The sequence below is a fragment of the Pseudomonas sp. B21-036 genome, from assembly GCF_024748925.1.
GTDB lineage: Bacteria > Pseudomonadota > Gammaproteobacteria > Pseudomonadales > Pseudomonadaceae > Aquipseudomonas > Aquipseudomonas palmensis.
The window spans coordinates 2,383,757-2,408,933 of the sequence record NZ_CP087178.1; the positions used below are offsets into that span (position 1 = coordinate 2,383,757).

The following is a 25,177-nucleotide window of genomic DNA, read 5'->3' on the forward strand; positions in this document are numbered from 1 at the left end:
GGCTGCTTCAACCCTGACTGTTCCAGGACCTTTGCATGAAAATCATCCTACCGCTCAAGTTTGCCCTGGCCGCACTGGCCCTGGGCGTTGCCGCACTGGCCCAGGCCGATACCTACCCGAGCCGCGCCGTGACCCTGGTGGTGCCGTTCCCGCCGGGCGGCGCTGCCGATACCGTGGGGCGCTACTACGCCGAGCAGTTGTCGGCCTCGCTGGGCCAGCCGGTGGTGGTCGACAACAAGCCCGGTGCCGGCACCGCAATCGCCGCCGAGGCCGTGGCCAAGGCCAAACCCGATGGCTACACGCTGTCGCTGGCCACCGCCGGGCAGCTGACCATACTGCCCAACCTGCAGAAGGGCCTGCGCTACGACCCGCTGCAGGACTTCACGCCCGTGGCGGTGCTGGCCTCGGTGCCCAACGTGGTGGCCGTACCGGCTGCCAGCAAGGTCGACACGCTGCAAGCGCTGATCGACCAGGCCAAGGCGCGCCCGGGCGCGTTGAGCTATTCGTCGTGCGGCAACGGCACCCTGTGCCACCTGTCCGGGGAGTTGCTGAAGAACCTGGCGGGCATCGACCTGCTGCACGTGCCGTACAAGGGCAGTGCGCCGGCGGTCACGGCGGTGCTGGGCGGCGAGGTGGATGTGGCGGTGGATACCCTCACCGTGCTGGCCCCGCAGATCCAGGCCGGCAAGCTCAAGGGGCTGGTGCTCAGCAGCGCGCAGCGCTCGCCGTTGCTGCCAGGGGTGCCGAGTGCCAGCGAGGCAGGCCTGCCGGGGTTCGAGGCATCGGGCTGGTTCGGCCTGGTGCTGCCCAAGGGCGCTTCGCCGCAGCTGGTCGAGCAGTTGAGCGCGGCGATTGCCGCGATTGCCCAGGCGCCGCAGACCGCCGAGCGGTTCGCGCAGAACGGGATCAGCGTCGAGCACAGTACCCCGGCGGGGTTTGCCAAGCTGATTGCCGATGACGGCGCACGGTGGGGCGAGGTGATCCGGGCGGGCAACATCACGCTGGAGTGAGGCCCGCTGCCTTGGCTGATGCGGGGCAGGGCGGGGCTGCTACAGCGCCAGCCGCTGCGCCGTGACGCTGCCGAACAGCTCCACCGGCTCCTGCAGGTTGCCCAGGTAGCTGGGGTGAAACAGCCACAGGTCGACCTGGGGCTTGAAGTCGCTGACGTTGACCACTTCAAGCAGGTCGCGATGACGGCTGGCGGCCAGCAGCGGCTCGGGCACCAGCCCCAGGCCCTGGCCGTTGGCGACCAGGCCCAGTTGCAGTTCGGTGCCGAAGGTTTCCAGGTTGATCTGCAGCGACAGCCCCTGCTCGCTCAAGGCGCGCTGCAAGCCGGCGCGAAACCCGCAGCCGTCGGGGTTGAGCACCCAGCCCTGGCTGTAGCAGTCCTTGAGCTTGTAGCTGCGCTTGCTGGCGCTGCCCTTGGCGGCCACCACCCGCAGGTGCATGCGGCCGATGGAACGGCTGGCGATGCCTTCGGGGAAGATCTTGCCGGAGGGGAACAGCGCGGCGGCCGCATCCAGCTCGCCGTTTTCCATCCTGGCGATCAGCGCGCTGCCCCAGCCGCTGGCGACCTGGGTCCGCAGCTCGGGGTAGGCCTGGCGAATCTGCGCCAGGGCATCGAGCAGCACCACATCGCCGATGGTCTGCGGCACGCCCAGGCGCAGGGTGCCGCTGGGCGAGCCGTGGCTGGCCACCAGCTCGCGCAGGGTGTCGATCTCGCGCAGGATGGCCTTGCACTGTTCGTACACGCGCCAGCCCATGGGCGTGGGCTTGAGCGGCTTGGTGTTGCGGTCAAGCAGGTTGGTGCCCAGGTCTTCCTCGAAGTTCTGCACGCGTCGTGTGATGGCCGGCTGCGTCAACTGCAGCGACTGCGCCGCAAGGTTGGTCGACTGGCAGCGGATGACGGCGACGAAGGCGTCCATGTCATCGATCTTCATATTCGGCTCTCACATAGTCTGGCGTTGAAAAATGTCATTCAAGAATAATCTTTTTTGCTCGGCCAGGTAGAAAGCGTGTACAGGTTTTTTCAACGCGCCAGCGCTGCCCAGATCTTGCTGCGCAAGTCGCGCTCGCTGAACGGCTTCTGGATCACCGTCGAATGGCTCAGCCCCAGCACGTCGGTATTGGCATAGCCAGTCACGAACACCACCGGCAACTGCGGGTAGGAGCGCTTGACCAGGGCCGCCAGCTCGCCGCCGGTCATGCCGGGCATGGCGTAGTCGGTCAGCAGCAGGTCGATCTCGGGGCTCAGCATGTTCAGTGCATCCGGGCCGTTGCGCGCCTGCACCACCTTCAGGCCAAACGATTCCAGCAAGGTGGCCGTGAGGGTACGCACGGTGCTGTCATCGTCCACCAGCAGGATGGTCGAGCCCAGCGGCTGATGCGGTTCACTCACCGGCGAAGGGCTGGGCAGCACGGCCACGGCGTCGCCCTGGATCCGCGGCAGGTACACGCTGACCGTGGTGCCGACATCCAGGGTGGTTTCGATGCGCACCCCACCACCGGACTGCTTGGCGAAACCGAACACCTGGGCCAGCCCCAGCCCCGATCCATGCCCCACCGGCTTGGTGGTGAAGAACGGCTCGAAGGCCCTGAGCAGGGTGTCCTCGTTCATGCCGCTGCCTGAGTCGACGATGGAGAACACCACGTAGTGGCCGGGTTCCGGGTCTTCGGGCCGCAGGGGCGCGGCCTCCACGGTGACGTTGTGGGTACGCAGCAGCACCGAGCCGGGCCCGTTGGCCATGGCGTCGCGGGCGTTGATGATGAGGTTGAGGATGATCATCTCGGTCTGGGTCAGGTCCGCCGAGGCGGTCCACAGGTCCGGGGCCAGCGACATCTCTACCCAGATATTGGCCCCCAGCGCCTTGTTCAGCAGGCTCTGCATGCCGCGCACGGTGGCGTTCAGGTCCACGGGGCGCGGTTGCAGGCGCTGGCGGCGCGAGAACGACAGCAGCTGGGCCGTGAGCCGGGCGCCACGTTCACCGGCGTCGGTGATGTGTTCCAGCCGGGTGCGGGCCTTGTCCAGGTTGCCGCGGGCAATGTCGCGCGTGGCAAAGGTCGCGCTGGTGAGGATCACCGTGAGCAGGTTGTTGAAGTCGTGGGCCACTCCAGCCGTCAGCTGGCCGACCACTTCCAGGCGCTGCATCTGCTGCAGCGTGGCTTCCACGCGTTCCTTCTCGTCGATCTGTTCGCGCAGGCGCTTGTTGGTGGCGGCCAGTTCCTCGACCACCGCACGCTCATCGGTGATGTCGCGCACGGCGGCGTACATCAGGCCGTTCTCCGGCACGATGGTCCAGGACAGCCACCGGTAGTCGCCGTTGGCGTGGCGCATGCGGTTGACGAAGCGGGTCGATACGTTGCCGCTGGCGATGCTGCGGGTTTCCTTGATGGTGGCGTCCAGATCGAGGGGGTGGATCAACTCCCACAGGCGCAGGCTGCCGATCTGGTCCCGCGACCAGCCCAGCGCCGCCTCCCAGGCCGGGTTGAAGTTGATCGGGGTCATGTCGAAGCGCAGCACCCCCAGCAGTTCACGCGACAGCTCCCAGGTGCGGTCGCGCTCGCGGGTGCGTTGCTCTACGCGCTCGCCCAGGGTTTCGGTCAACTGCACCAGGGCCTGGGTGGCGACCTTGCGCTCGCTGATGTCCTGCATCACCCCGCTGAAACGCACGCAACGGCCATCCTTGAACAGCGAACGGCCGTTGGAGTTGATCCAGCGCAGGCGACCGCCCGACAACTGCACGCGGTATTCGGCATGGAACACCGATTCGCAGCTCAGGGCCTGCTCGACCTTGGCCCGCAGCATAGCCCGGTCGTCGGGGTGGCAGTGCTCCAGCACCTGGTCAAGGTGCAGGTTGCAGCTGGGCGTGACTTCGTACAGGGCGCGGCAGCGCTCGTCCCACAGCACCGAGCCGCTGGGCACGCTCAGTTCCCACACGCCCATCTCGGCAGCCTGGATGGCCAGGCGGGCGCGGGTCTCGACCTCTTCGAGGGCGTTTTCCGCAGCGCGGCGCTTCTCGCGTTCGCGCACTTCGAGCACGGCGCGGCGGATGGCCTTGGGCAGCACCTTGAGGTTCTGCTTGAGCACGTAGTCGACCGCGCCCAGGCGCATGGTCTCCACCGCCTGCTGTTCGCCGAAGATGCCGGACAGGAAGATGAACGGCGTTTCCGGGGCCGCCCGCTGGGCCACCTCGAGCACCTGGATGCCCGACGAGGAGGGCAGCAGGTAGTCGCACACGATCACGTCGAAGGTGTGCTGCTGCATGGCCTCGCAGGCGCCGATGTGATCGTGCACCACCACCGGGTCGACCTGCAGGCCATAGCGCTCCAGCGTCAACAGCGTGAGCTCGACGTCGTGGGTGCTGTCTTCGATCAGCAGCAGCTTTATTCTGGGGAGCGGCGTCGGCGCTCCGGGCTCTCGTCTAGGCATGTCTTGTCATCATGACTTGGGGCGACGCACGACCCGGGTGGAACCGGGCGGTGGCTCGTTGAGCACGGCCCAGAAAATCCCCAGGTCGGAGATGGCGCCGACGAACTCCTTGAACTCCACGGGTTTGACCACGTAGGCATTCACGCCCAGCTGATAGGCGCGGTCCAGGTCCGGCTCTTCGCGGGACGAGGTCAGCATCACCACCGGAATGCTGCGCAGGTCGGCCGAGTCGCGCACCTGTTCGAGCACCTCCAGGCCATCGACCTTGGGCAGCTTGAGGTCGAGCAGCAACACTGCCGGGTTGCCTTGCGGGCGGTCGGCATGGCTGTTCCTGCGGAACAGGTAGTCCAGCGCCTCGGCGCCGTCGCGTACCACGATCACCTCGTTGGCCAGCTGGCTGCGCTCGAGCGCGAGCAGGGTCAGTTCGAGGTCGTTGGGGTTGTCTTCTACCAGGAGTATCGGTTTGAGCATGGAGCGCCCTCGTGTGGGTCATGCAGTGGGCATGAGGGTTTTCTTTGGAAGTGAAAAATAGAACGTCGCGCCCTGGTCCGGGACACCGTGGGCCCATACCGTGCCACCATGGCGCTCGATGATGCGCCGCACATTGGCCAGGCCGATGCCGGTGCCTTCGAACTCCTCCATGCGGTGCAGGCGCTGGAACACGCCGAACAGCTTGTTGGCGTACTGCATGTCGAAGCCGACGCCGTTGTCGCGCACGCTGATCACGTGGGCGTCGTCGCGTTCCTGCACGTCGACCTCGATCAGCGCCACCGGCCGGCCGCGGGTGTACTTGATGGCGTTGGCGATGAGGTTGCGCAGGGCCAGGTGCAGGAAGGCCGGGTCGGCCACCACGATCGGCAGGGCGTTGAAGGTCCAGCGGATGTCGCGGCCCTCGTAGTCGGGCAGCATCTCCAGCTTGATGGAGGCGACCATCGCCGACAGGTTGACGTCGGACAGGTGCATGGCGCACCGGCCCATCTGCGAGAAGCTCAGCAGGTTGTCCACCAGGGTGCCGGCGAACTTGGCGGAGTTCTCGATGGTGCCCAGAAAGCGCAGGCTGCGCTCGGACATGTTGGCGCCTTCGGCATCGCTGAGCAGCTCGGCGTAGCCGGCGATATGACGCAGCGGCGCGCGCAGGTCGTGGGAAACGCTGTAGGAGAAGGCTTCCAGTTCCTTGTTGGTCTTTTCCAGGGATTCGGACAGTTGCGCCAGTTCTTCGGCCTTGCGCAGCACGATGCCGAGGATGGCCTGGCGCAGCTCCTGCACGCCCTCGATTTCGCTGGGGTCCCAGGGGGTCGAGAAGCCTTCGACGATCTGCTGCCACTGCTCGAAGCTTTCGCGCGGGTTCAGCGAGCCGCTCTGGGCGATGCTTTTTTCCGGGCGGCCGGCCCAGTGCACCACCTGGGACTGCTGGGGTTTGAACCAGATCAGGTAATGCGGGTGCAATTCGGAAATGGACACGGCAAGGATGCCGCTGGCCATGTCGGCCAGCCCTGCCAGGTGCGGGATATCGCGCCCGGCGTTGTCGGTATGGAACACCTCGGCGTCGCCGCGGGCGGTCAGCCAGCCCACCAGGGCCATGATCCGCGCCTGGGGCGGGGTGTGCCCGTAGGTGTCGCAGCCGGTGCTGGACACCACTGCGGCACCGGCGGCGCCGACGAAGTCGGTGAAGATGTCGGGCAGGGCGCGCAGGCCCAGGCGCACGCTGTCCTGGTCGGCGATGGCGCCCAGCAGCTGCACGATGCGCTGGCGGATCTCGAGCATGCGCGCGTGGCGCAGGTGGGCTTCGCGGGTCTCGATCTGCAGCGACAGCACCCGGCCCAGCAGTTCGCAGGCGGTACGCACCTGAAAGCTCACGCTGCGCGGCGTGCGGTGATGACACGACACCAGCCCCCACAACCGGCCCTCGACCACGATGGAAACCGACATCGAGGCCCAGGTCTGCATGTTGCGCATGTATTGCAGGTGCACGGGCGAGACGCTGCGCAGGGTCGAGAAGCTCAGGTCCAGGGGTTGGCCGGTGAGCAGGTTGGCGGCCGGCAGCAGGCGCGCCGGCTGGTAGTCGGCATCCTCGATCACGCGGATGCGGTTGGCACAGTACAGCGCCCGGGCCTGCGCCGGGATGTCCGAAGCAGGGAAGCACAGGCCCTTGTAGCTGGGGTAGTCGTCGTCGACCAGCTCGGCGTTGACCAGCCCGTTGCCCTCGGTGTCGAAGCGGTAGGACTTGACCCGGCCGAACCCGGTCAGGCGCTTGATCACGCGCACCGCCCGCTCGCACAGCTCGTCGATGCTCTCGCTGTCCGGTGCGCCGCCAACGAAGGAGCGCACCAGCGGGTACAGGCGCGAGCTTGGCGCCGGCACGGCGGCCGGGCGCTGGAATTCGGCGATCAGCACCTGGTCGTGGCGGTGCAGCATCATCGGCAGGCGCTGCGCCTGCTGGCCGATCAGAAACTGTACGTCGGCCACGTGATAGGGCTGGGACTGGTCTTCGTCGAGTTCGCCCAGCTGCTCGACGAAACTGCAACCGTCCTGCACCACCGCATCGAAATGCACGCCCAGCAAGGCGTCGATCTCCACCCCCAGCCAGTCCGGCAGGTTCTCGCTGACCTGGCGGATCAACATGGCCGGCTCCTGCACCACGACCATGAACCCCTGGGGCTGAATGCTGCCGGGGGTACGGATCTGTTCACGGGCGCAGTTGGCCAGGGCGATCTGGAAAGCGTCGCTGGGGTGGGTGGTGGTCACAAGATCCCTCCTGAAGGCGTGTTGGCAGGCCGTGCAGGGGAAGGGCACAAGCGATCCCGGCCAAGTGTAGAAAGCGCGGACAAGGTATCAAATCCTGTGGTTTCACGATGCTAAAACTGATCCTTAGCTGATGAATTGGTTCAGTTTGATAGCGTTTTGCCCGTGCCCTGGCGCCGCCGCGGCCCGATCCAAGGGAACCCCACTGACTGCATCGGGTCGCTTGTACGGCTTGTCATGCGCGATCCATGAGCCACACTCACTGGATCGTCTCGTAATGCAATTGGGGGGATATGCCATGAAGTTCGCAAGGAACGTGGCCACATTGGGCCTGGCCGTGTCACTGGCGGCCGGCCAGGCGCAGGGGGCGGAATCGAAGAAGGTCGATGTACTGCTGGTGGGGGGCGGCATCATGAGCGCCACGCTGGCAATCTGGCTCAACGAGCTGGAGCCGGGCTGGTCGATGGAGATGGTCGAGCGCCTGGACGGGGTGGCCGAGGAAAGCTCCAACGGCTGGAACAACGCCGGCACCGGGCACTCGGCGCTGGCCGAGCTGAACTACACGCCCGAGGACAAGGACGGCAAGATCAACATCACCAAGGCGGTGGAGATCAACGAGGCGTTCCAGGTGACGCGCCAGTTCCTGGCCTGGCAGGTCAAGAACGGGGTGCTGAAGAACCCGCGCTCGTTCATCAATTCCACGCCGCACATGAGCTTCGTGTGGGGTGACGACAACATCAGTTTCCTCAAGCGCCGCTACGAGGCGCTGCAGGCCAGCCCCCTGTTCCGGCCGATGCAGTACTCCGAAGACCCGGCGCAGATCCGCAAGTGGGTGCCGCTGATGATGGAGGGCCGCGACCCCAACCAGAAGATCGCCGCCACCTGGACGCCGATCGGCACCGACGTGAACTTCGGCGAGATCACCCGCCAGTTCGTGGCGCACCTGCAGCAGCAGGAGAATTTCTCGCTCAAGCTGTCCAGCGAGGTCGAGGACATCCGTCGCAATGACGACGGCTCCTGGCACGTGGAGTACAAGAACCTCAAGAGCGGCGAGAAGTCGACCGCCGATGCCAAGTTCCTGTTCATCGGTGCCGGCGGCGCGGCGCTGCCGCTGCTGCAGAAGTCCGGCATTCCCGAGGCCCAGGACTACGCGGGCTTCCCGGTGGGCGGCTCGTTCCTGGTCACCGACAACCCCACCATCGCCCAGCAGCACATGGCCAAGGCCTACGGCATCGCCGCCACGGGCGCGCCGCCGATGTCGGTGCCGCACCTGGATACCCGGGTACTCGATGGCAAGCGGGTGATCCTGTTCGGGCCGTTCGCGACCTTCTCCACCAAGTTTCTCAAGGAAGGCTCGTACCTGGACCTGTTCTCCAGCATGACCACCCATAACCTGTGGCCCATGACCAAGGTGGGGATCGATCAGTTCGACCTGGTGCAGTACCTGGCAGGCCAGCTGATGCAATCGGACGACGACCGCTTCGAGGCGCTGCAGACCTACTTCCCCCAGGCCAAGAAGGAAGACTGGCGCCTGTGGCAGGCCGGGCAGCGGGTGCAGATCATCAAGCGCGACAAGGAAAAGGGCGGGGTGCTCAAGCTGGGCACCGAGGTGGTGAGCGCGGCCGATGGCAGCATTGCCGGGCTGCTGGGCGCATCGCCCGGCGCATCCACGGCGGCGCCGATCATGCTCGAAGTGCTGCAGAAGGTGTTCAAGGACAAGGTCGCCAGCCCGGCCTGGCAGCAGAAGCTGCACCAGATCGTGCCCAGCTACGGCACCCACCTGAACGACGACCCGGCCCGGGTGCAGCAGGAGTGGGCCTACACCAGCGAGATACTGCAGCTTGCGCCGCCACCGGGCATCGATACCCAGGCGCCGCAGCAGTCGCCGGCCACCGACCCGATCGGCCAGAAGCACAGCGACTCGGACCCTGACCTGGCGCCATGACCGTCGATGGCTACCTGTCAGCGGGGCGGCGGGTTCAGTCCAGCGCAATCTCCAGGGTTGCGCACAGCCCGCCGGTGGCCATGTTCTCCAGCCGGACCTGACCGCCCAGCCGCATGGCGACCGCTTGGACGATGGCCAGGCCAAGGCCGGCGCCCTGTGCATTGCCACGACTGTAGAAGCGTTCGAACAGGCGCTCGCGTTCAGCTTCGTCGATACCAGGCCCCTCGTCCTGTATCGACAGCACGAAATGCGTCGGCTGGCGGCTCAGGCGAACGCTGATGATCCCTCCCTCGGGGGAGAAGTTCGCGGCATTGGTCACCAGGTTGTTGAGTGCGATATCGATCGCCCCGCCATCCACTCGGGCAAGGTAGTTGCCCGGGGCGGCCTCGAACACCAGTTCAAGGCCCTGGTCCAGTAGCCATGGGGTCATCTGCACCAGGCTGTCGCGCACAGTGTGTTCAAGGTCGATTCGCGGGGCATGGGCATGACCCGGCTGCGGTTCAAGGCGTGCCATGGTGAGCAGCTGGTTGACCAGCCGGCTGGCGCGGTCCACCCCGTGTATCAGGTGCGCCAGCGATTCACGGTGCTCCTGTTCGGTCCCGGCCTCCTGCAGGTTTTGCGCGTGCACCCGCAGGACCGCCAGGGGCGTACGCATTTCATGAGCCGCGTCGGCAATGAAGCGGCGCTCGCGTCCCAGCACTTCCTGGATCTGCGCCAGCATGCGGTTCAGCGCGGCCTGCATCGGTTCGAGTTCTGCAGGCAATGGCATCAGTTGCAGAGGTTCAAGCGACCCTGAATGACGGGCACGCAGGGTGGCTGCCATGTTGGCCAGGGGTTTGAGCCCCCAGCCAATGGCCAGCCAGACCATTGCTGCCAGGATCAGGCTGCCGAGCATATTGGGCCACAGGGTGTGGCGTACGATGCGGTTGACCAGGTCAGTGCGTACGTCGTCGCGCTCGCCCACCCAGATCCGCACCTGGTTGATTTTGTCTTCGAGCAGGAAGGCGCGCCACTGCCGGCCATGCAGGTCATGCACGTCACTGAAGCCCGGTGCCGACGGTGGCGAGGTGAAGGCAGGGGCGCTGTTGGTATGTACCAGCACCTGGCCCTGCGCATCCCACACCTGAAACGCGATCTTGCTTTCATAAGGGTGGCCGTCAAGCCTGGGTGTGGCTTCGCTCAGGGCCTGGTTGAACGCCTGGTACAGTTCGGTGTGTTGGTCGCCAGCCAGCGGCATGCGCATGACGCCCTGCAGAAGCCGCGCGTTCTGGGCCAGTTGTGCGTCATACACCTCGGCTATTTCATGGTTGCTGTCATGCAGGTTGAAGGCGCTGAGAATCATCAGGCCGGTAAGCATCAGGCCGATGATCAGGGTCAGGGTACGGCGTCGGATCGACATCATCGGCGCTCCTCCACCAGATAACCCACGCCGCGTACGGTTCGGATCAGGTCGGCGGAGAATTTTCTGCGCAGGTGATGGATGTGCACCTCCAGGGTGTTGCTTTCTGCTTCTTCGTTCCAGCCGTAAAGCAACTGGGTCAACCGCTCGCGGGTCATGACACGCCCCGGCGGTGAAAGCAGCTCATGCAGCAGCTGATATTCCTTGGGCGTCAGGGGCACGTTCTGCCCATGGAAGGACACCTGCTGAGTGCCGGGGTCCAGGCTGATGCCTGCATGCTCGATTCTTGCCTTGGCCCGCCCGGCGCTGCGGCGCAGCAGGGCCCGCAGGCGCGCCTTGAGCTCCGCCAGGTCGAAGGGTTTGATCAGGTAGTCGTCGGCACCTGCATCCAGCCCGGCAATGCGGTCTTCGGTGGCATCGCGCGCGGTGAGTATCAGCACCGGCAGGGTGGAGCCGCTATGACGCAGGCGACGCAGCACCTGGAGGCCGTCCATACGCGGCAGCCCCAGGTCGAGCACCGCCAGGTCGAAGGTTTCACTGAGCAGCGCATGCAGGGCGCTGCTGCCGTCCCGGAGCCAGTCGACGGTGTAGCCTTCGCGCCCCAGGGCCTGATGAATGCCTTCACCCAGGGCCACGTCATCTTCTATCAGCAGCAAGCGCACGGTGACTCCTGTCAGTCGAGTTTCTTGTCGATGTCCGCCAGCAGCGCGTTGATTTCATGGCGACGTCCGCTATCGGCGATTTCACGCCCTGGCCTCGGGGTGGCTTGCAGTGCCTTGAGCAAGGCTGCCCTGGCCTCGGGGTAACGCTTTTGACGGTAGAGGTGATCGCCCCAGAAGTACAGGCTGTCGATGCCATCGGGATTGATCAGCAAGGCCTGCTTGAGCAGCTGTTCGGCCTTGTCGGCGTCACCAAAGCCGATTGGCCAGCCTGGTACGCGATCATACAGGGCTGCAAGGCTGGTGTAGGCGGAGCCCTGCAGCGCCCTGGAGTCCAGCGTCAGCGCCTTTTCAAGGTCGGCCTTGGCCGTCTTGGCCTTGCCCAGCGCGCCCAGCCCGCCCTGCGCACCGGCCCAACTGCTGGTGACGATGCCCGACCAGATCCAGGCTTCAGCCGTGGTCGGACGTTCCCGGGTAAACGCCGAGGCCTGGCTGGACAATTGCTCGAAGGCTGTCGCGCGTTGGTCTGGCGGCAATTGGTATTGGATGTGTGCCCAGCTTTGCTGAAGCATGTTCAGGCGTTGCTGGTCGGCATTGTCCAGGGCCCAGGCGCCTTGGCTCAGGCCCCAGACCAGCAGGCAGGTGGCAATCTTTTTCATGGTTTGGGCGGCTCGCGGTCGGTCTTGTGGCTGAGGCGGCGGATCAGTGGCAACTGCTTGCGCAGACCGCGGTCCACCAGGTGCGGCAGCAGGTTGTTCAGGCGCACGAAAAAACGCTCCTGCCAACCCAGGTAAAGGTCGCGCCGATCACCGGCAATGGCGTGAATCACGGCGCTGGCCACGGTTTTCGGATCATCGACATTGGCCTTGAGGGCAACGTTCAGGGCCTGCGCCGCCGGGCTGTTCATGGGGGTGCGGGTGGCCCGCGGGGCGACGTACAGGACGTTGACCCGGGTGTCGGCCAGTTCCCGGCGCAGCGCTTCGGAAAACCCGCGCAGGGCGAACTTGCTCGCGCAGTAGGCCGCGTAGCCGGGGTAGCCGATCGAACCGTAGGTAGACCCGACATTGACCACCATGGCGCTGTCGGCCTGTTTGAGCAGCGGCAACAACAGCCTAGTCAGGCACATGGGGGCACTGATATTTACTGCCAGCATGGCATTGATGTCACTGTCGTCCAGTTGCTCGAACATGGCGAAATGGTTCACGCCCGCAGCATTGATCAGCAGGTTCGCGCCGCCCAGGGCCTGGGCCGCGTTGAGCACCTTGCGCCTGTCCACGAGAAAGGTCAGGTCGGCGCCCATCCAGGTCAGTTGCGCGGGGTACTCTTGCAGCAGCGATTGCAGGGGTTCGGCATGCCGGGCCACCGCCAGCACGCGGGCGCCGTTGGCGCAAAGGGCGGCGGCTATGGCCAGGCCGATCCCGCCACTGGCACCGGTCAGGACCACGCGGGCGTTAGACAGGCGCATGCTGTGCTCCATCGTGCGGCAGGCCGCGAAACATGTCGGCATACAGGCGGTAGACCACGCGCGACGCATCGATCACCGCGGCCTGGTCATCAGGGGCCTGCAGGGTGTTCATCAAACGGCGATAGGTCTGCATGTGCTCGAGGTCCAGCGAGCCATGGGAACTGAGGTAGCTGAAGGCGGCCTCCGGCAGCGCCAGGCGCGCGCGGATGCTGTGCGCGGCATGGGTGGCCAGGGCGATACTGGTACCTTCCAGCACATTGACCATGCCGAACAGCCCTACCGGGTTGCCCCGCGCGATCAGGTCGTAGAGGTAGGCGACCATCAGCTCGATCGGCAGTGAAGGCCGACCTTCGCGCACGGCATCGCTGTCACCGCCGCAGGCAGCAATGTCGTTGAGTATCCATTGCTCGTGGCCATACTCCTCTTCGATGTACTCGCACACGGCTTTGCGCAGCCACTCCAGCCGCGAGGGCAGGCGGGCGCCGCATGCCATCATCAAGGGTACGGTGTGACGCACATGGTAGTAGGCCTGGGCCAGGAAGGCCTGGTAGCTATCGAGGCTGACCTTGCCTTCGAGGGCATCGCGAATCACCGGCAGGCTGAACAGCGCATGGCGTTGCTGATGGGTTGCTTCTTGCAGCGTGTCGAAAAAGCTCATGGTCGGGTAGCCTCGCAGGCAAGGGGGTCGGTGAGTTGGGAGCGGTAGCGCTCGACGATGGCATCGCGGCGCGGGCGGCCATTGGCCGTGAGCAGGCCATTGGCGGTCGTGAACGGTTGTTCCAGGCGCGTCCAGCGATGCACCTGGGCGTAATCGGGCAGGGCCTGATTGGCCTGGGCCACGGCCGCTGCCAGTTCGGTGTCGGTGCAGCCCGGTTGATGTGGCCACAGCAATGCGTGGTTGTAAGCCATGGCTTCGCCATAGACGAAGGCCTGGGCGAACACCCCTCGCTGGGTCAGTTCGGCTTCGACCCATTCGGGGTTGATGTTGCGGCCGAAGCTGGTGACGAACTGGTGTTTCTTGCGCCCCTTGATGTACAGGAACCCTTCGGCGTCCAGCTCGCCCAGGTCACCGCTGGGCCACCAGGCGTCGGTGTGCGGCGGTTGGCCCAGGTAGCCGAGCAGGGCCGAGCCCTTGATCAGCACCTCGCCGTCTTCGGCCAGCCTGACCTGCAGGTGGGGCAGTGGCTGACCCACGCTGCCGGGGCGATGGGCCTGTGGCCGGTTCAGGCACACCACCGAGGCGCATTCCGACAGGCCGTAGCCTTCATACACCGGCAGGCCGATGCGCTGCGCGCGGATCAGCAGTTCGGTGGCGACCCTGGCCCCGCCCACCGCGGCAAAGCGCAACGTGCGCGGGTCGAAGGCGCGCTGTTCAGCGGCGCTGACCAGCACCAGCAGCAGTTGCGGCACCAGGATCAGGCTGTGGGGCGCACGGTCGGCGAGGGTGCCGAGCAGGCGCGCAGCATCGACGCCACTTGCGCCCTGGATGCCCAGAGCCGCCAGGCTGGGGACACTCACCGTGGCCCCGGCCATCAGCGCGGCGTAGCCACCCAGGTTCTCCAGCAGGATCGCCAGCGGCAGCAGGGTCAGGTGGTGCTGTGGCGCGGTGATTCGGCTGGCCTGCTCCAGCGCCCGGGCAACGCGCAGCATGCTCTCGGCGCCCAGGCATACGCCCTTGGGGGTTCCGGTGGTGCCGGAGGTGAAGGTCAGCTTGGCGGTGCCCTCGGGCATCAGGTCGGGCCCCGACCATTGCCTGCGCCAGAACGCGCCGTCTTCGACATAGCCGCACGCCAGCAGTTCGGGGGCCAGGGCCGGCTCGGCAATCACCAGGCTGGCCTGGCTCTGCGCCAGGCAATGGCTGCGCTGTGCGGGGCTGAAAAAGGGCGGCAGCAGCACGCAGGTCACGCCTGCAAACAGCAATGCCAGATCCCACAGCATGGCTTCCACACCGTTATCCAGGGCCAGTGCCACGACCCTGGCCGACTCATCGCGCAGGCGTTGCTGGCGGTACTGCACCTCGGCCTGCAGCGTGGCGTAGTCCAGCTTCAACTGGTCGCCCCACAACGCAATGGCGTTGGGCGTGTGTTCGGCGTGCCTGCGCAGCACCTGTTCGAAATGCTGCAGTTCAGGCGACATGACAGGCCTCCCCGGCGGCGGTAGGCAGGCCCAGGCGTGTGTACACGCCCATGTTGCGCAAATGGATGAAGCCTGCACGGATGTTGCCAACATGCACCTGGGGCTGGCTCTGGTAGTAGCTGCCCCAGTTATGGCGTTCTTCGCCCAGGCGCAGGGGGTCGGCCGTGCACAGCCTCACTGGCTTGAGCCCAAGGCGGTGGAAGCTGTTTACCAGGCCGATGCTGCCGGTGAACGCTACCCATTCCAGACCGCCCATGGCCAGCAGGTAGGTAACGGCAATGATGCTCAGGCGCGCGCTGCCGGTATCGGCGGCCGCCAGGTTGCCGACCTCGACGATGGCGCTGCGATCGACAGGGTTGTTCTCGGTGGCGCTGATCAGGGGGGCGATCGGCTCGTCCAGGTAGCGCTCCAGAAACAGCGCCTCACTGCTGGCCAGCCGCACACCGGCCACGGCGCACAGCGCGCCGGAGGCATCGCTGATGCCGAACAGCTGCGGCATGAACTGTGCGATATGCGCACCATGGGCCTTGCGAAAGCGCTGCTGGATGAAGGCCTCGTAGGCCGGGCGCAGGCTATCGCCGGGCAAGGCCCTGGCAAGGCTCATCACCGAACCGCCTGCGGCTGCGAAGTGCAGGGGCAGGGGGATGTTCCAGTCAGAATCGGGCATCGATCACGCCTCCCAGGGTGTGTGTCGGGAGGAGTATCCGAGGCAATTCTTAACGGAGTCTGAAGATCGCGAAAACAGCCAGCGGTCCGTTCAGACCGCGGCTTTCGATGCCTGTCGCATCATTGCCAGGTACCGGCCGGGGCGTCGCGCAGCGCGGCGTGCAGCAGGCGCAGCACCGGGTGCTCCAGCGCAGTGCCGCTGTAGCACAGGCCCACCCGGCGACTGGGTAGCGGGCTGTTGAGCGCATGCACCTGCACCCCTTGTGCCGCGCTCACCAGCGAGTGCGGCAGCGCCGCCACGCCGACCCCGGCCGCCACCAGCAGCAGCGACTGTTGCAGCGAGCCGCTGCTGGCCACCGCCGACGCGGTGGAGTTGCCATACAGCGCCATCAGGCGCTGGTGGGAGGGGTGTTCGGGGCAGATGACCCAGGGGTACAGGCTGGTGACCGTGCCCGGCTGCCTGCCGGCTGCGCTCACCAGCACGAACGGGTCGTCCCACACCGGCAGGAACAGCTCGTCTTCGCAGCACTGTTCTTCCACCGCCAGGCGCGCATCGCCGGCACAGCCCTCGTGCAGCGTGATGTACAGGTGCGCCACCACCTGGTGGGCAAAGCGCAGAAACGCAGCGACCTGCGCGGGACTCAGGTCCGGCTCGATGCCCAGGCTCAGGTGCTGGCGCGCATCGCTGGTGCGAAAGCGCTGGCGCAGGGCCTCGGCCTCGCTGACCAGCGCGCAGGCCTGCGGGTACAGCGAACGCGCCGCCTCGCTCACCTCCACCCCTCGCGACTGGCGGTTGAACAGGGTGGCGCCCAGGGCTTCTTCGAGCTGGCGGATGGTCACCGACAAGGTCGGCTGGCTGATGCACAGGCGCTGGGCGGCGCTGGTGATGTTGCGTTCTTCGAACACCGCCACAAAGGCTTTGAGGTGCCGGATATCCATAGGTAAGGCCGATGTCTGCAAGAGGAATTAAGCATTTTATCTGCTGTGGGCGGCACTATACGCTTTGCGTCATCTGATAAACCAATGACGGAAGCACTTTCATGAACAAACCCCTGATCATCGTGACCGGCGCCAGCTCGGGCATCGGCGAAGCCGTCGCGCGCCTGTTCTCTGCCCAGGGCCACCCCCTGCTGCTGCTGGCCCGGCGCGTGGAGCGCCTGCTCGCACTGGGCTTGCCCGCCACCCTGTGCAAGGGTGTCGACGTCACCGACCGCGAGGCGCTGCTGGCTGCGGTGAAGGAGGCCGAGGCGCAGTACGGCCCGGCCGATGCGATCGTCAACAATGCGGGTGTGATGCTGCTGGGTGATACCGCCACCCAGGCCCCCGAGCAGTGGGAGCGCATGCTGGATGTGAACGTCAAGGGCCTGCTCAACGGCATCCATGCGGTACTGGGCGGCATGATCGAACGCAACCACGGCACGGTGATCAACGTCGGCTCGGTGGCCGGGCGCAAGACCTTCCCCAACCATGTGGCCTACGTGGGCACCAAGTTTGCCGTGCACGCGATCTCGGAAAACTTGCGCGAAGAAGTGGCGGCGCACAACGTGCGGGTCATCACCATCGCGCCGGGTGCGGTGGAAACCGAGCTGCTCGGCCACACCACCGATGAGGCGATCAAGTCCGGCTACCAGGACTGGAAGGCCGGCATGGGCGGTGTGGTGCTGTCGGCGGACGATGTGGCCAATGCGATCCGCTACGCCTACGAACAGCCTCAGGGCGTGTGCATCCGCGAGATCGTGCTGGCGGCGACCCGCCAGCAGGCCTGATGGCGTGCGCGTTGCGCGTCAGAAACTGTACCTGACGTTGAACATCACGTTGCGCGGGTCGCCGTAGTAGACCGAGTAGTAGTTGCCGATGCCGCTGTAGTACGTCTTGTCGAACAGGTTGTTGAGGTTGGCCGACACCTTCAGTTGCTTGCTCACGTCATACGCGGCCATCAGGCCGACCACGCCGTAGGCGTCCTGGAAGAACTTGTGGCTGGGCAGCGCCACGTCGTTGACGTCGTCGTAGAAGGTGTCGTCGACGAAGTAGGTGCGGCTCTGCCACTGCCAGTTGCCGCCCACGGTGAGCTTGTTCAGCTCGGCCGGTAGGCGGTAGCTGGTGGCGACCTTGAGCAGGTGCTGGGGCTGGTTGGTCGCCACGCGCCGGTGATCGGCGTCGTAGGAGGCCTGATAGACGTAGCCGGCGTTGATGTTCCAGTCGGGCAGGATCTCGCCGGACATTTCCAGCTCCACACCGCGGGTGGTGGCGCCCTGCACGGCGCGCATCACTTCATTGCCGAACTCCCCGGTGGTGCCGGTCGACTGCGCCAGGTTGTCCTGCTTGAGCTCGAACAGCGCCAGGCTGGCATTCAGGCGACGGTCGAAATACTCGCCCTTGATTCCCACTTCGTAGCTTTGCCCGGTGAGCGGGTCCAGCGGCTTGTTGTCGGCACCCCGGTTGTAGGGCTGCGGCTTGAAGATGTCGGTGTAGCTGGCGTACACGGTGTGCTGGTCGTCGAGGTCGTAGGTGATGCCGGCATAGGGGATCACTTCACCGGTGTCGCGGGTGGCGGTGCGGCTGCTGCGCGGCAGCGCGTTGATGCTGTCCAGGCTCCACGCGTAGTCGGTGACCCGCGCCCCCAGCACCAGGTTGAGTGCGTCGGTGGGCTTGAGCACGACCGCAGCGTAGCCGACCTTCTGCGTGGTCTTGATATCGAAGGTCGACCACCAGGCCCAGTCGGTGGGGTAGGCGGCGTTGTTGTTCCAGTCGAAGGCATCGGGTGCCACGGCGTCGGTGCTGCCGTCGGTACGGTCCGATTGCGCGGTGGTGTGGGCATAGGTGTAGCCCACCACAAGGTCGTGGCTTCTGCCCAGCAGCGAGAACGGGCCCTTGGCGTAGATATCGAAGGACTTCTCGTCGGTATCGGTGTTGAACTTGGCCGCACCGCCCGGGTAGTAGCCGTGGGCGACGCTGTTGTCGTTCGGGTCGACATGGGCGGTGGCCAGGCCTGCGATGATCTCGCGCGAGGCATAGTTGCGGTAGCTGGCGGTGGCCTTGAGCGACCACTCGTTGTCGAACTGGTGATCGATGCTGGCGAATGCGCGCTGGGTGCGATGGTTGCGGTAGGCCCACTTGTCCGCCGGGTTGGTGGAGCGCGAGAAGCGCACCGGCGTGCCGTTCTTGTAGAAGGCCGGCAGGTGGGTGGTGGAGGACGCGTCGTTGTCGTTCTGCTGGTACTCGTAGCCCACGCTCAGCACGGTGGCGTCAGACAGGTCGCCGTCGAGCACGCCGTAGAAGATGTCCTGTTGCTGCTTCTGGTAGTCGATGAAGGTGTGCTGCTGTTCACGGGCCGCGACGAAACGCCCGCGCAGGGCGCCGCTGTCGAGCAGCGGTCCGGACACGTCCAGCTCGGTGCGGTAGTGATCCCACGAGCCTGCGCCGGCGGACACATGGCCCTGAAACTGGGCAGTGGGCCGCTTGCGCACCAGGTTGATCACCCCCGACGGGTAGCCGATGCCGTTGACCAGCCCGGTGGCACCCTTGAGCACCTCGACGCGGTCGTAGATCACCGAGTTGGTGATGCTGTAGTTGTCGCGCAGGTTGCCGGCGTCGGTGCTCAGGCTGGGCACGCCGTCATACTGGAAGTTCTGGATCTCGAAGCCGCGCGAGTAGAAGGTGAAGCCTTCGGAGTTCTCGCGGTTGACGGTGATGCCCGGGGTTTGCTGCATCACCTCGGACAGGTTGTTCAGGCCCTGGTCGTCCATCTGCTGGCGGGTGATCACGCTGATCGACTGCGGGGTCTTGCGCAGCGACATGTCCAGGCGCGTGGCGGTGCTGGTCTGCCCGGTGGTGTAGGAGCCGCTGCCCTCGGTGGTGCTGCCCAGGCTCCAGGCGCTGTTGATGGTGGTGGCACCCAGTTCGATGTTGTTGCCGGCGCTGTCTGGCAGCGGTACCAGGTACAGGGTCGAGGCGTCACTGCGCCCGAAGGTGAAGCCGCTGCCGGCCAGCAGTTGGGCCAGGGCCTGATCGGCGGAGTAGCTGCCCTTGACCGGTGCGCTGCGCAGGCCGGCGTCCAAGTTGCCGTCGAGCATCACGTTCTGCCCGGTCTGCTGGCTGAACACCAGCAATGCCTGGCGCAGATGCTGGGCGGGGATATCGAATGCCGTGTGCACGCTGACCGCCCCTGTACCGGGCGCGGGCACCTGGGCCTGGGCCGGTTGTGCCAGCAGCGCGCAACTGATCGCGGCGCCCAGCGCCGACATGCGCCAGCATGAACCCTGGGGGAACAACGTCTGGGGTGTTGCCATTTCCTTGACTCCTCGGCAGAACGACTTCGCCTGTTTGCGAATGGGTTTCATCTGCTGGTGATGACGCACGAGGAGTGCAAATGTCTGATGGGTACTGCAAATAATTTTCAATCAGCCATCGGCGGGTCAGGCAGGGCGGATGATGGTCACCAGGTCGGTGTAGCGGCTCAGGCGGATCGGCAGGGTGCGCGCCAGCACATCGAGCATCTGCTCTGGGTGCTGGCGATTGAGGATCAGGCTCACCGGGCGTGCCGCCAGGCGCTCGTCGGCGATGAAGATGCGGCCCTCGCGCCAGCGCTGCAGGTGATTGACCACCTTGGCCAGGGGCGTGTCGAAGAACACCAGGCTGCCGTTGCGCCAGGCCAGCACCTGGTCGAGTTCGGCGCGCTGCACCGGGCCGAGCCCGGCGGCGCCGAAGGTCACGGCCTCGCCCTGGCCCAGTTGTGCCTGCTGGCCGGGGATTTGCACCCCGGCATTGTGCTCACTGACGGCCAGGTCGGCGCTGCCGGCGTCGCAGGACAGGCAGAACGCACCCTGGTGGCTGACCACGGTGCCGGCCTCGGTGTCGATGCGCAGCGGGCGGGTATCGGCGGCCACCTTGAAATAGGCCTGACCACGCAGCATGCGCAGGCGCCGCGTGGTGCCGGAAAAGTCGAGGTCCAGGGCGGTGTTGCCGGCCAGTTCGATCACGCTGCCATCGGGCAGGCGCTCGGTGCGGGTTTCACCCACGCGCGTGTGCAGGTCGGCAAACGACAGGCCGTCGCCCTTGAGCCACAGCGTGGCCGAGCCGGTGGCCACTGCGGCGGTGCACGCCGCCATGGCCAGTTGCATGAAGCGCCGCCGCGAGACGCCGCGGGCCTTGGGGGCAGGCGGCGCCTGCACGGCAGGCAGCTCGGCGGCCAGGGCCCACAGCGCTTCGAGTTCCAGGTAGGCCTTGGCATGGCGCGGGTCGGCCAGCATCCACTCAAGCCATTGCTCGTGCTCGGCCTGGCTGGCCGAGCCTTCGAAGATCAGCGCGAACCAGGCGCAGGCCTGCTGCGAGATGGGGTCGGCCTGGGGCTCGTCGGGCGAGGCCGGGGCCGGCGTGGGGAAGGGCGGTTCAGCCATGGGTCGGGTCACTGTGCGGGCGGTGAGGTGTACAGGGGCGCATGATAGTCCACTCTCACTCGGACATGCCCAGCTTGAGCAATTCCAGTGCCCGCACCATGCGGCTGTAGGCGGTCTTGGGCGAAATGCCCAGGCGTTCACCGATCTCCACGTAGGTCAGGCCTTCGCCGCGCGCTAGCAGAAACACCTCGCGGCAAGGCTCGGGCATGCGCTGCATCACGCGGTTGAGCGTGGCCAGCTGGTCCTGGGCGATCACCGTGCGTTCCAGGCTCGGGGTCTTCTGCTCCAGCGCCTGCAGCTCGGTGGGCTCGACCACCTCGCCCTTGCGGTGGCGCTCGCGACGCAGGTAGTCGATGAACAGGTTGCGCGCGCACAGAAACAGGTATGCGCGAAAGTTGTCGATGGGCGTGCGCCCCAGCTGTTCGGACAGGCGGATGAAGGTTTCCTGAGTCAGGTCTGCGGCGGTGTCCTTGCAGCGCACCTGACGATTCAGGTAGTCCTGAATTTCTTCACGGTGGGCAAGGTACAACGCCTTGAGGTCTGCGCTTGACACGAAACACCTGCGAGCTGGGGGTCAGGGAGCGCAGGAAGATAACAGGAATTAATATCATTTAAAACAACGCGGCCGAGGCGCTGGGGTAGCGTCTCTAGCGGTTCGGGAGCAATCGGGTCTGGGCCCGCTGGAGCCAGACGCTGCCCTTCAACGCTGGTTGAGCCAATGCTGCTGGTAGGTCCCTTGCGGGTCCTGCACCGGGCCGTGATCGGGAAAGGGCAGGTTGGCGATGCACGCAAGCTGGGCCTGGGTTGGCGCTTCGCGTCGGATGTCTGCGTGCTGCCCGGGCGGGTAGGCCCCCACCACCAGAAAGCCCGGGCTGCAATCGAGTTTGCAGTGGCCCGTGCCGGCGGGCAGCAACAGCACATCGCCTGCACTCACCTGTACTTCGCGGCCCCGCGGGCCGCCCAGCATCAGCCTTGCCTGGCCACACACCACGCCGAGCGCTTCGTGGCCCTCGGTGTGGTAGTGGTGGTAGGCGTAGATGCCATCGCGCCATTGCGCCGGCCAGCCATTGGCCTCGAAAGTGCGTTCGATTTGCGCCGCCGGATCACTGCCATGCAGCGCAATCGCGTGGGGGTAGATCAGCACCGGCAGCCGGGTATTGTTGGGCACCCAGTCATCGGGTTGCAGCCTCAGTACCTGCGAGGCCGTTGAAGGTGTGTGTCGAGTGTTCATGGTCGACCCTCGGCGATGAAGCCGGGGCGGCATCGGGTTGCCAGCCCGGCGTGGTGAGAGGGAGGGGCAGGTGGATGCCTGCCCCGGTCGTCTAGCTTCGCAGGAACGCGAGCAGATCGGCGTTGATCGTGTCGGCGTCGGTGGTCGGCATGCCATGCGGCAAGCCCGCATAGGTTTTCAGGGTGCCGTTCTGCAACAGCTTCGCTGACCGCGGCCCTGAGTTTGCATAGGGCACGATCTGGTCATCGTCCCCGTGCATCACCAGGACGGGAATCGTGATGCGCTTGAGGTCGTCGGTGAAGTCGGTCTGGGAGAAGGCCACGATCCCGTCAAGGTGTGCCTTGGCGCAGCCCATCATGCCCTGGCGCCACCAGTTCAGGATGGTACCCTCGCTGGCGTTTGCGCCTGGGCGGTTGTAGCCATAGAACGGGCCCGACGGCAGGTCATGGTAGAACTGTGCGCGGTTGGCCTTGAGCTGCGCCTGCAAGTCATCGAATACCGACCTGGGCAAGCCGTCCGGATTGTTTGGGGTCTGGACCATCAGCGGTGGCACGGCACTGATGAGGGCAGCCCTCGACACACGCTCCTGGCCATGGCGAACGATGTAGCGGATCACCTCGCCGCCGCCGGTGGAGTGCCCCACGTGGGCTGCACCCTGCACGCCAAGATGGTCGACCACGGCCGCAACGTCGTCCGCATAGTGATCCATGTCGTGCCCGTCCCACACCTGGCTGGAGCGCCCGTGGCCGCGGCGGTCGTGTGCGACGACCCGGTAGCCGTGATCAAGGAAGAACAGCATCTGCGCATCCCAGTCGTCGGCACTGAGTGGCCACCCGTGGTGAAAGACGATCACCGGGGCATCGCGTGGGCCCCAGTCCTTGTAGAAGATCTCGACACCGTCCCGCGTAGTGACATACCCCATGTTCGTGGCTCCCGAGTGAAGTGGAGGGCGTGGTCAGTATCGTGTTGTGATCATGACCAGGTGAACAAAGTGCAGATCAGCGGATGAACGGCCTGCGCCGACGCTGCGATAGCCGTTGACCACGGACCATCGCAGGCTTGTACGGCTCAGTCCTGATGCATGGCCTGTGCTACCCCCTGATCCTCACCCAGGAACCCGCCACTCTGGTGATGCCACAGCTGCGCATAGGTGCCATTTCTGGCAAGCAACTCGGCGTGGGTACCCTGCTCGATGATGCGCCCGTCATCCATCACCACCAGCCGGTCCATGGCCGCAATGGTGGACAGACGGTGGGCGATGGCGATCACGGTCTTGCCCTGCATCATCTCGTCGAGGCTCTCCTGGATGGCCACTTCGACCTCGGAGTCGAGCGCGCTGGTGGCTTCGTCCAGCAGCAGGATCGGGGCGTTCTTGAGCATCACTCGGGCGATCGCGACGCGCTGGCGCTGGCCTCCCGACAGCTTGATGCCGCGTTCGCCCACCAGGGTGTCGTAGCCGCTATGGCCTTGCTGGTCGCTCAACTGGCTGATGAAACCGTCGGCCTGGGCACTGGCGGCTGCGCTGCGGACCTGTTCGTCGGTGGCGTCGGGCCGGCCATAGGCGATGTTGTCGCGAATGGAACGGTGCAGCAGCGAGGTGTCCTGGGTGACCATGCCGATGGCGCTGCGCAGGCTGTCCTGGGTCACATGGGCGATGTCCTGCCCGTCGATGCGGATCTGGCCGCTGTCGACGTCATAGAAGCGCAGCAGCAGGTTGATGAGCGTGGACTTGCCCGCGCCGGAGCGCCCCACCAGGCCGATCTTTTCACCCGGGCGAATGCTCAGGCTCAGGCCGTCGAGCACCTGGCGCTCGCCGTTGTAGTTGAAGCTCACCTTGTCGAAGGTGACCGCGCCGCCGCGGGTCTGCAGCACCTTGGCGTCCGGGGCATCCTTGACCTTGGGGCCGCGGGTCAGTGTGGCCATGCCGTCCTGCACGGTGCCGATGTTCTCGAACAGCGAGGTCATCTGCCACATGATCCAGTGCGACATGCCATTGATGCGCAGCGCCATGGCGGTGATCGCCGCCACGGCACCTGCGCCGACCTCGCCCTGGTGCCACAGCCACAGGGCATAGCCGCCGGCGGCCATGATCAGGGCCACCACCAGCGCCTGGTTGACGATCTCGAACTGGCTGACCAGGCGCATCTGGCGAAAGCCGGTCTGCTTGAAGTCTTCCATCGCCGCACGGGCGAAGTGCGCCTCGCGGTTGGAGTGGGAGAACAGCTTCACCGTGGTGATGTTGGTGTAGGCGTCGGAAATGCGCCCGGTCATCATCGAGCGGGCGTTGGCCTGCTCCTGTCCGACCTTGCCCAGGCGCGGCACGAAGTACAGCATGGCCAGGCCGAACAGCACCACCCAGGCAACGAAGGGCAGCATGAGCTTGAGCGCGAAGCCGCCGGCCAGCGCGATGATCGCGATGAAGTACACCCCGATGCCGGGGGCGATCTCGATCAGGGTGAACAGCAGGTCGCGCACCGCCAGTGCGGTCTGCATGACCTTGGTGGTGACGCGCCCGGAGAATTCGTCGGAAAAGAACGACAGGCTCTGGCGCAGCATCAGGCGGTGGAAGTCCCAGCGCAGGCGCAAGGGCAGGTTGATTGCCAGTATCTGGTGCTGAACCATGGTGCGCAGGGCCACCAGCCCGACGCTGCACAGCATCACGATGCCGATGCCCCACAGCACGCGGCGTTCCTGCGCTGCCGCATCGCCCCCGGCCTGCCAGGTGGAGAGCAGGTCCACGACCTGGCCCAGGAACGAAAACAGCCAGGCTTCATAGATGGACACCGCAGCGCTGAGCAGTGCGAACGCCAGAATGTAGCCGCGCGCACCCCGCGTGCACGCCCACAGAAAGCGTGCCAGGCCCACGGGCGGCGGGGGCACCTCGTCAGGAGGGAAAGGGTCGAGCCTTCGTTCAAATGCACGAAGCATGGTGGTCTCCAAAACGATCGAATGGGGGCAATTCTGACATCGAACGGCGGGCTTGCGGGATTTGTGGGGAGTGAAGAGGCGGTGGTGGTTTGCTGCGCTGGTTGAGAGAAAGCCGCAATCGACCCAACGCGGGTTCCCGCTTCAGGATTTCAACAATAAATTGATAATTCAACGCCTGGTT

The 25,177-nt window shown here is 65.7% G+C and carries 21 protein-coding genes; 3 read left to right on the top strand and 18 right to left on the bottom strand.

The genetic code is table 11. The features are described from left to right. The first annotated feature begins 35 nt into the window (after positions 1–35). Positions 36–1,010, top strand: coding sequence for a tripartite tricarboxylate transporter substrate binding protein (locus tag LOY33_RS10640; protein ID WP_043864034.1), 975 nt, complete (start codon positions 36–38; stop codon positions 1,008–1,010). A 39-nt stretch (positions 1,011–1,049) separates the two neighbouring features. On the opposite strand, the gene LOY33_RS10645 is transcribed toward LOY33_RS10640, so the two are convergent. The 4 genes from LOY33_RS10645 to LOY33_RS10660 form a co-directional block, all read right to left on the bottom strand. Next, on the bottom strand, positions 1,050–1,940 hold the full coding sequence (locus LOY33_RS10645; RefSeq protein WP_054914352.1) for a LysR family transcriptional regulator: 891 nt from the start codon (positions 1,938–1,940) through the stop codon (positions 1,050–1,052). Between the two features lie 89 nt (positions 1,941–2,029). Beyond that, positions 2,030–4,429, bottom strand: a complete 2,400-nt coding sequence (locus tag LOY33_RS10650) for a response regulator (RefSeq protein ID WP_258662584.1) — start codon at positions 4,427–4,429, stop codon at positions 2,030–2,032. A 9-nt stretch (positions 4,430–4,438) separates the two neighbouring features. Further along, entirely contained in the window at positions 4,439–4,900 is a 462-nt protein-coding gene (locus LOY33_RS10655) for a response regulator (protein ID WP_043864031.1), read from the bottom strand. An 18-nt stretch (positions 4,901–4,918) separates the two neighbouring features. Beyond that, positions 4,919–7,174, bottom strand: coding sequence for an ATP-binding protein (locus tag LOY33_RS10660; protein WP_054914354.1), 2,256 nt, complete (start codon positions 7,172–7,174; stop codon positions 4,919–4,921). A gap of 295 nt (positions 7,175–7,469) precedes the next feature. Between LOY33_RS10660 and mqo the strand changes: the two genes are divergently transcribed. After that, the gene (gene mqo, locus LOY33_RS10665; RefSeq protein ID WP_058540324.1) at positions 7,470–9,116 is read left to right on the top strand and encodes a malate dehydrogenase (quinone); all 1,647 of its coding nucleotides are present in this window, start codon (positions 7,470–7,472) and stop codon (positions 9,114–9,116) included. A 34-nt stretch (positions 9,117–9,150) separates the two neighbouring features. On the opposite strand, the gene LOY33_RS10670 is transcribed toward mqo, so the two are convergent. The 8 genes from LOY33_RS10670 to LOY33_RS10705 all read right to left on the bottom strand — a co-directional run bounded on the left by LOY33_RS10670 (position 9,151) and on the right by LOY33_RS10705 (position 16,380). Further along, positions 9,151–10,518: a sensor histidine kinase gene (locus tag LOY33_RS10670; RefSeq protein ID WP_058540323.1), complete on the bottom strand. Its 1,368-nt coding sequence runs from the start codon at positions 10,516–10,518 to the stop codon at positions 9,151–9,153. Beyond that, entirely contained in the window at positions 10,515–11,177 is a 663-nt protein-coding gene (locus LOY33_RS10675; RefSeq protein ID WP_054914356.1) for a response regulator, read from the bottom strand. Before LOY33_RS10675 ends, LOY33_RS10670 begins: the two co-directional genes overlap by 4 nt. Positions 11,178–11,188: 11 nt before the next feature. Further along, positions 11,189–11,833 carry a tetratricopeptide repeat protein gene (locus tag LOY33_RS10680; protein ID WP_258662586.1) on the bottom strand — a complete coding sequence of 215 codons (645 nt, stop codon included), beginning with the start codon at positions 11,831–11,833 and terminating at the stop codon, positions 11,189–11,191. Beyond that, entirely contained in the window at positions 11,830–12,639 is an 810-nt protein-coding gene (locus LOY33_RS10685; protein ID WP_258662588.1) for an SDR family oxidoreductase, read from the bottom strand. The genes LOY33_RS10680 and LOY33_RS10685 overlap by 4 nt, the downstream gene beginning before the upstream one ends. Then, positions 12,626–13,297, bottom strand: coding sequence for a TenA family transcriptional regulator (locus tag LOY33_RS10690; protein WP_210014125.1), 672 nt, complete (start codon positions 13,295–13,297; stop codon positions 12,626–12,628). The genes LOY33_RS10685 and LOY33_RS10690 overlap by 14 nt, the downstream gene beginning before the upstream one ends. Then, positions 13,294–14,775, bottom strand: coding sequence for an AMP-binding protein (locus tag LOY33_RS10695; RefSeq protein ID WP_054914360.1), 1,482 nt, complete (start codon positions 14,773–14,775; stop codon positions 13,294–13,296). The genes LOY33_RS10690 and LOY33_RS10695 overlap by 4 nt, the downstream gene beginning before the upstream one ends. Further along, a complete protein-coding gene (locus LOY33_RS10700; RefSeq protein ID WP_258662591.1) occupies positions 14,765–15,442 on the bottom strand; it encodes a thermostable hemolysin in 678 nt (225 codons plus the stop codon). Before LOY33_RS10700 ends, LOY33_RS10695 begins: the two co-directional genes overlap by 11 nt. Positions 15,443–15,561: 119 nt before the next feature. Further along, entirely contained in the window at positions 15,562–16,380 is an 819-nt protein-coding gene (locus tag LOY33_RS10705) for a LysR family transcriptional regulator (protein WP_054914362.1), read from the bottom strand. 101 nt (positions 16,381–16,481) lie between these two features. On the opposite strand from LOY33_RS10705, the gene LOY33_RS10710 reads away from it, so the two are divergent. Beyond that, a complete protein-coding gene (locus LOY33_RS10710) occupies positions 16,482–17,207 on the top strand; it encodes an SDR family oxidoreductase (protein ID WP_043864027.1) in 726 nt (241 codons plus the stop codon). Positions 17,208–17,225: 18 nt separating this feature from the next. Here the strand turns inward: LOY33_RS10710 and LOY33_RS10715 are convergent, their stop codons facing one another. The 6 genes from LOY33_RS10715 to LOY33_RS10740 all read right to left on the bottom strand — a co-directional run bounded on the left by LOY33_RS10715 (position 17,226) and on the right by LOY33_RS10740 (position 24,996). Further along, positions 17,226–19,730 (bottom strand): TonB-dependent receptor, encoded by a 2,505-nt coding sequence (locus LOY33_RS10715; protein ID WP_258662593.1) that lies wholly within the window; start codon positions 19,728–19,730, stop codon positions 17,226–17,228. 126 nt (positions 19,731–19,856) lie between these two features. Then, positions 19,857–20,837, bottom strand: a complete 981-nt coding sequence (locus LOY33_RS10720; RefSeq protein ID WP_054914364.1) for a FecR domain-containing protein — start codon at positions 20,835–20,837, stop codon at positions 19,857–19,859. 55 nt (positions 20,838–20,892) lie between these two features. Beyond that, positions 20,893–21,390, bottom strand: a complete 498-nt coding sequence (locus LOY33_RS10725) for an RNA polymerase sigma factor (RefSeq protein WP_043864025.1) — start codon at positions 21,388–21,390, stop codon at positions 20,893–20,895. A gap of 147 nt (positions 21,391–21,537) precedes the next feature. Then, the gene (locus LOY33_RS10730) at positions 21,538–22,068 is read right to left on the bottom strand and encodes a cupin (protein WP_258662594.1); all 531 of its coding nucleotides are present in this window, start codon (positions 22,066–22,068) and stop codon (positions 21,538–21,540) included. Positions 22,069–22,159: 91 nt separating this feature from the next. Continuing rightward, positions 22,160–22,990 (bottom strand): alpha/beta fold hydrolase, encoded by an 831-nt coding sequence (locus LOY33_RS10735; protein WP_054914367.1) that lies wholly within the window; start codon positions 22,988–22,990, stop codon positions 22,160–22,162. 146 nt (positions 22,991–23,136) lie between these two features. Beyond that, on the bottom strand, positions 23,137–24,996 hold the full coding sequence (locus LOY33_RS10740) for an ABC transporter ATP-binding protein (protein WP_054914368.1): 1,860 nt from the start codon (positions 24,994–24,996) through the stop codon (positions 23,137–23,139). Positions 24,997–25,177 lie beyond the last annotated feature (181 nt).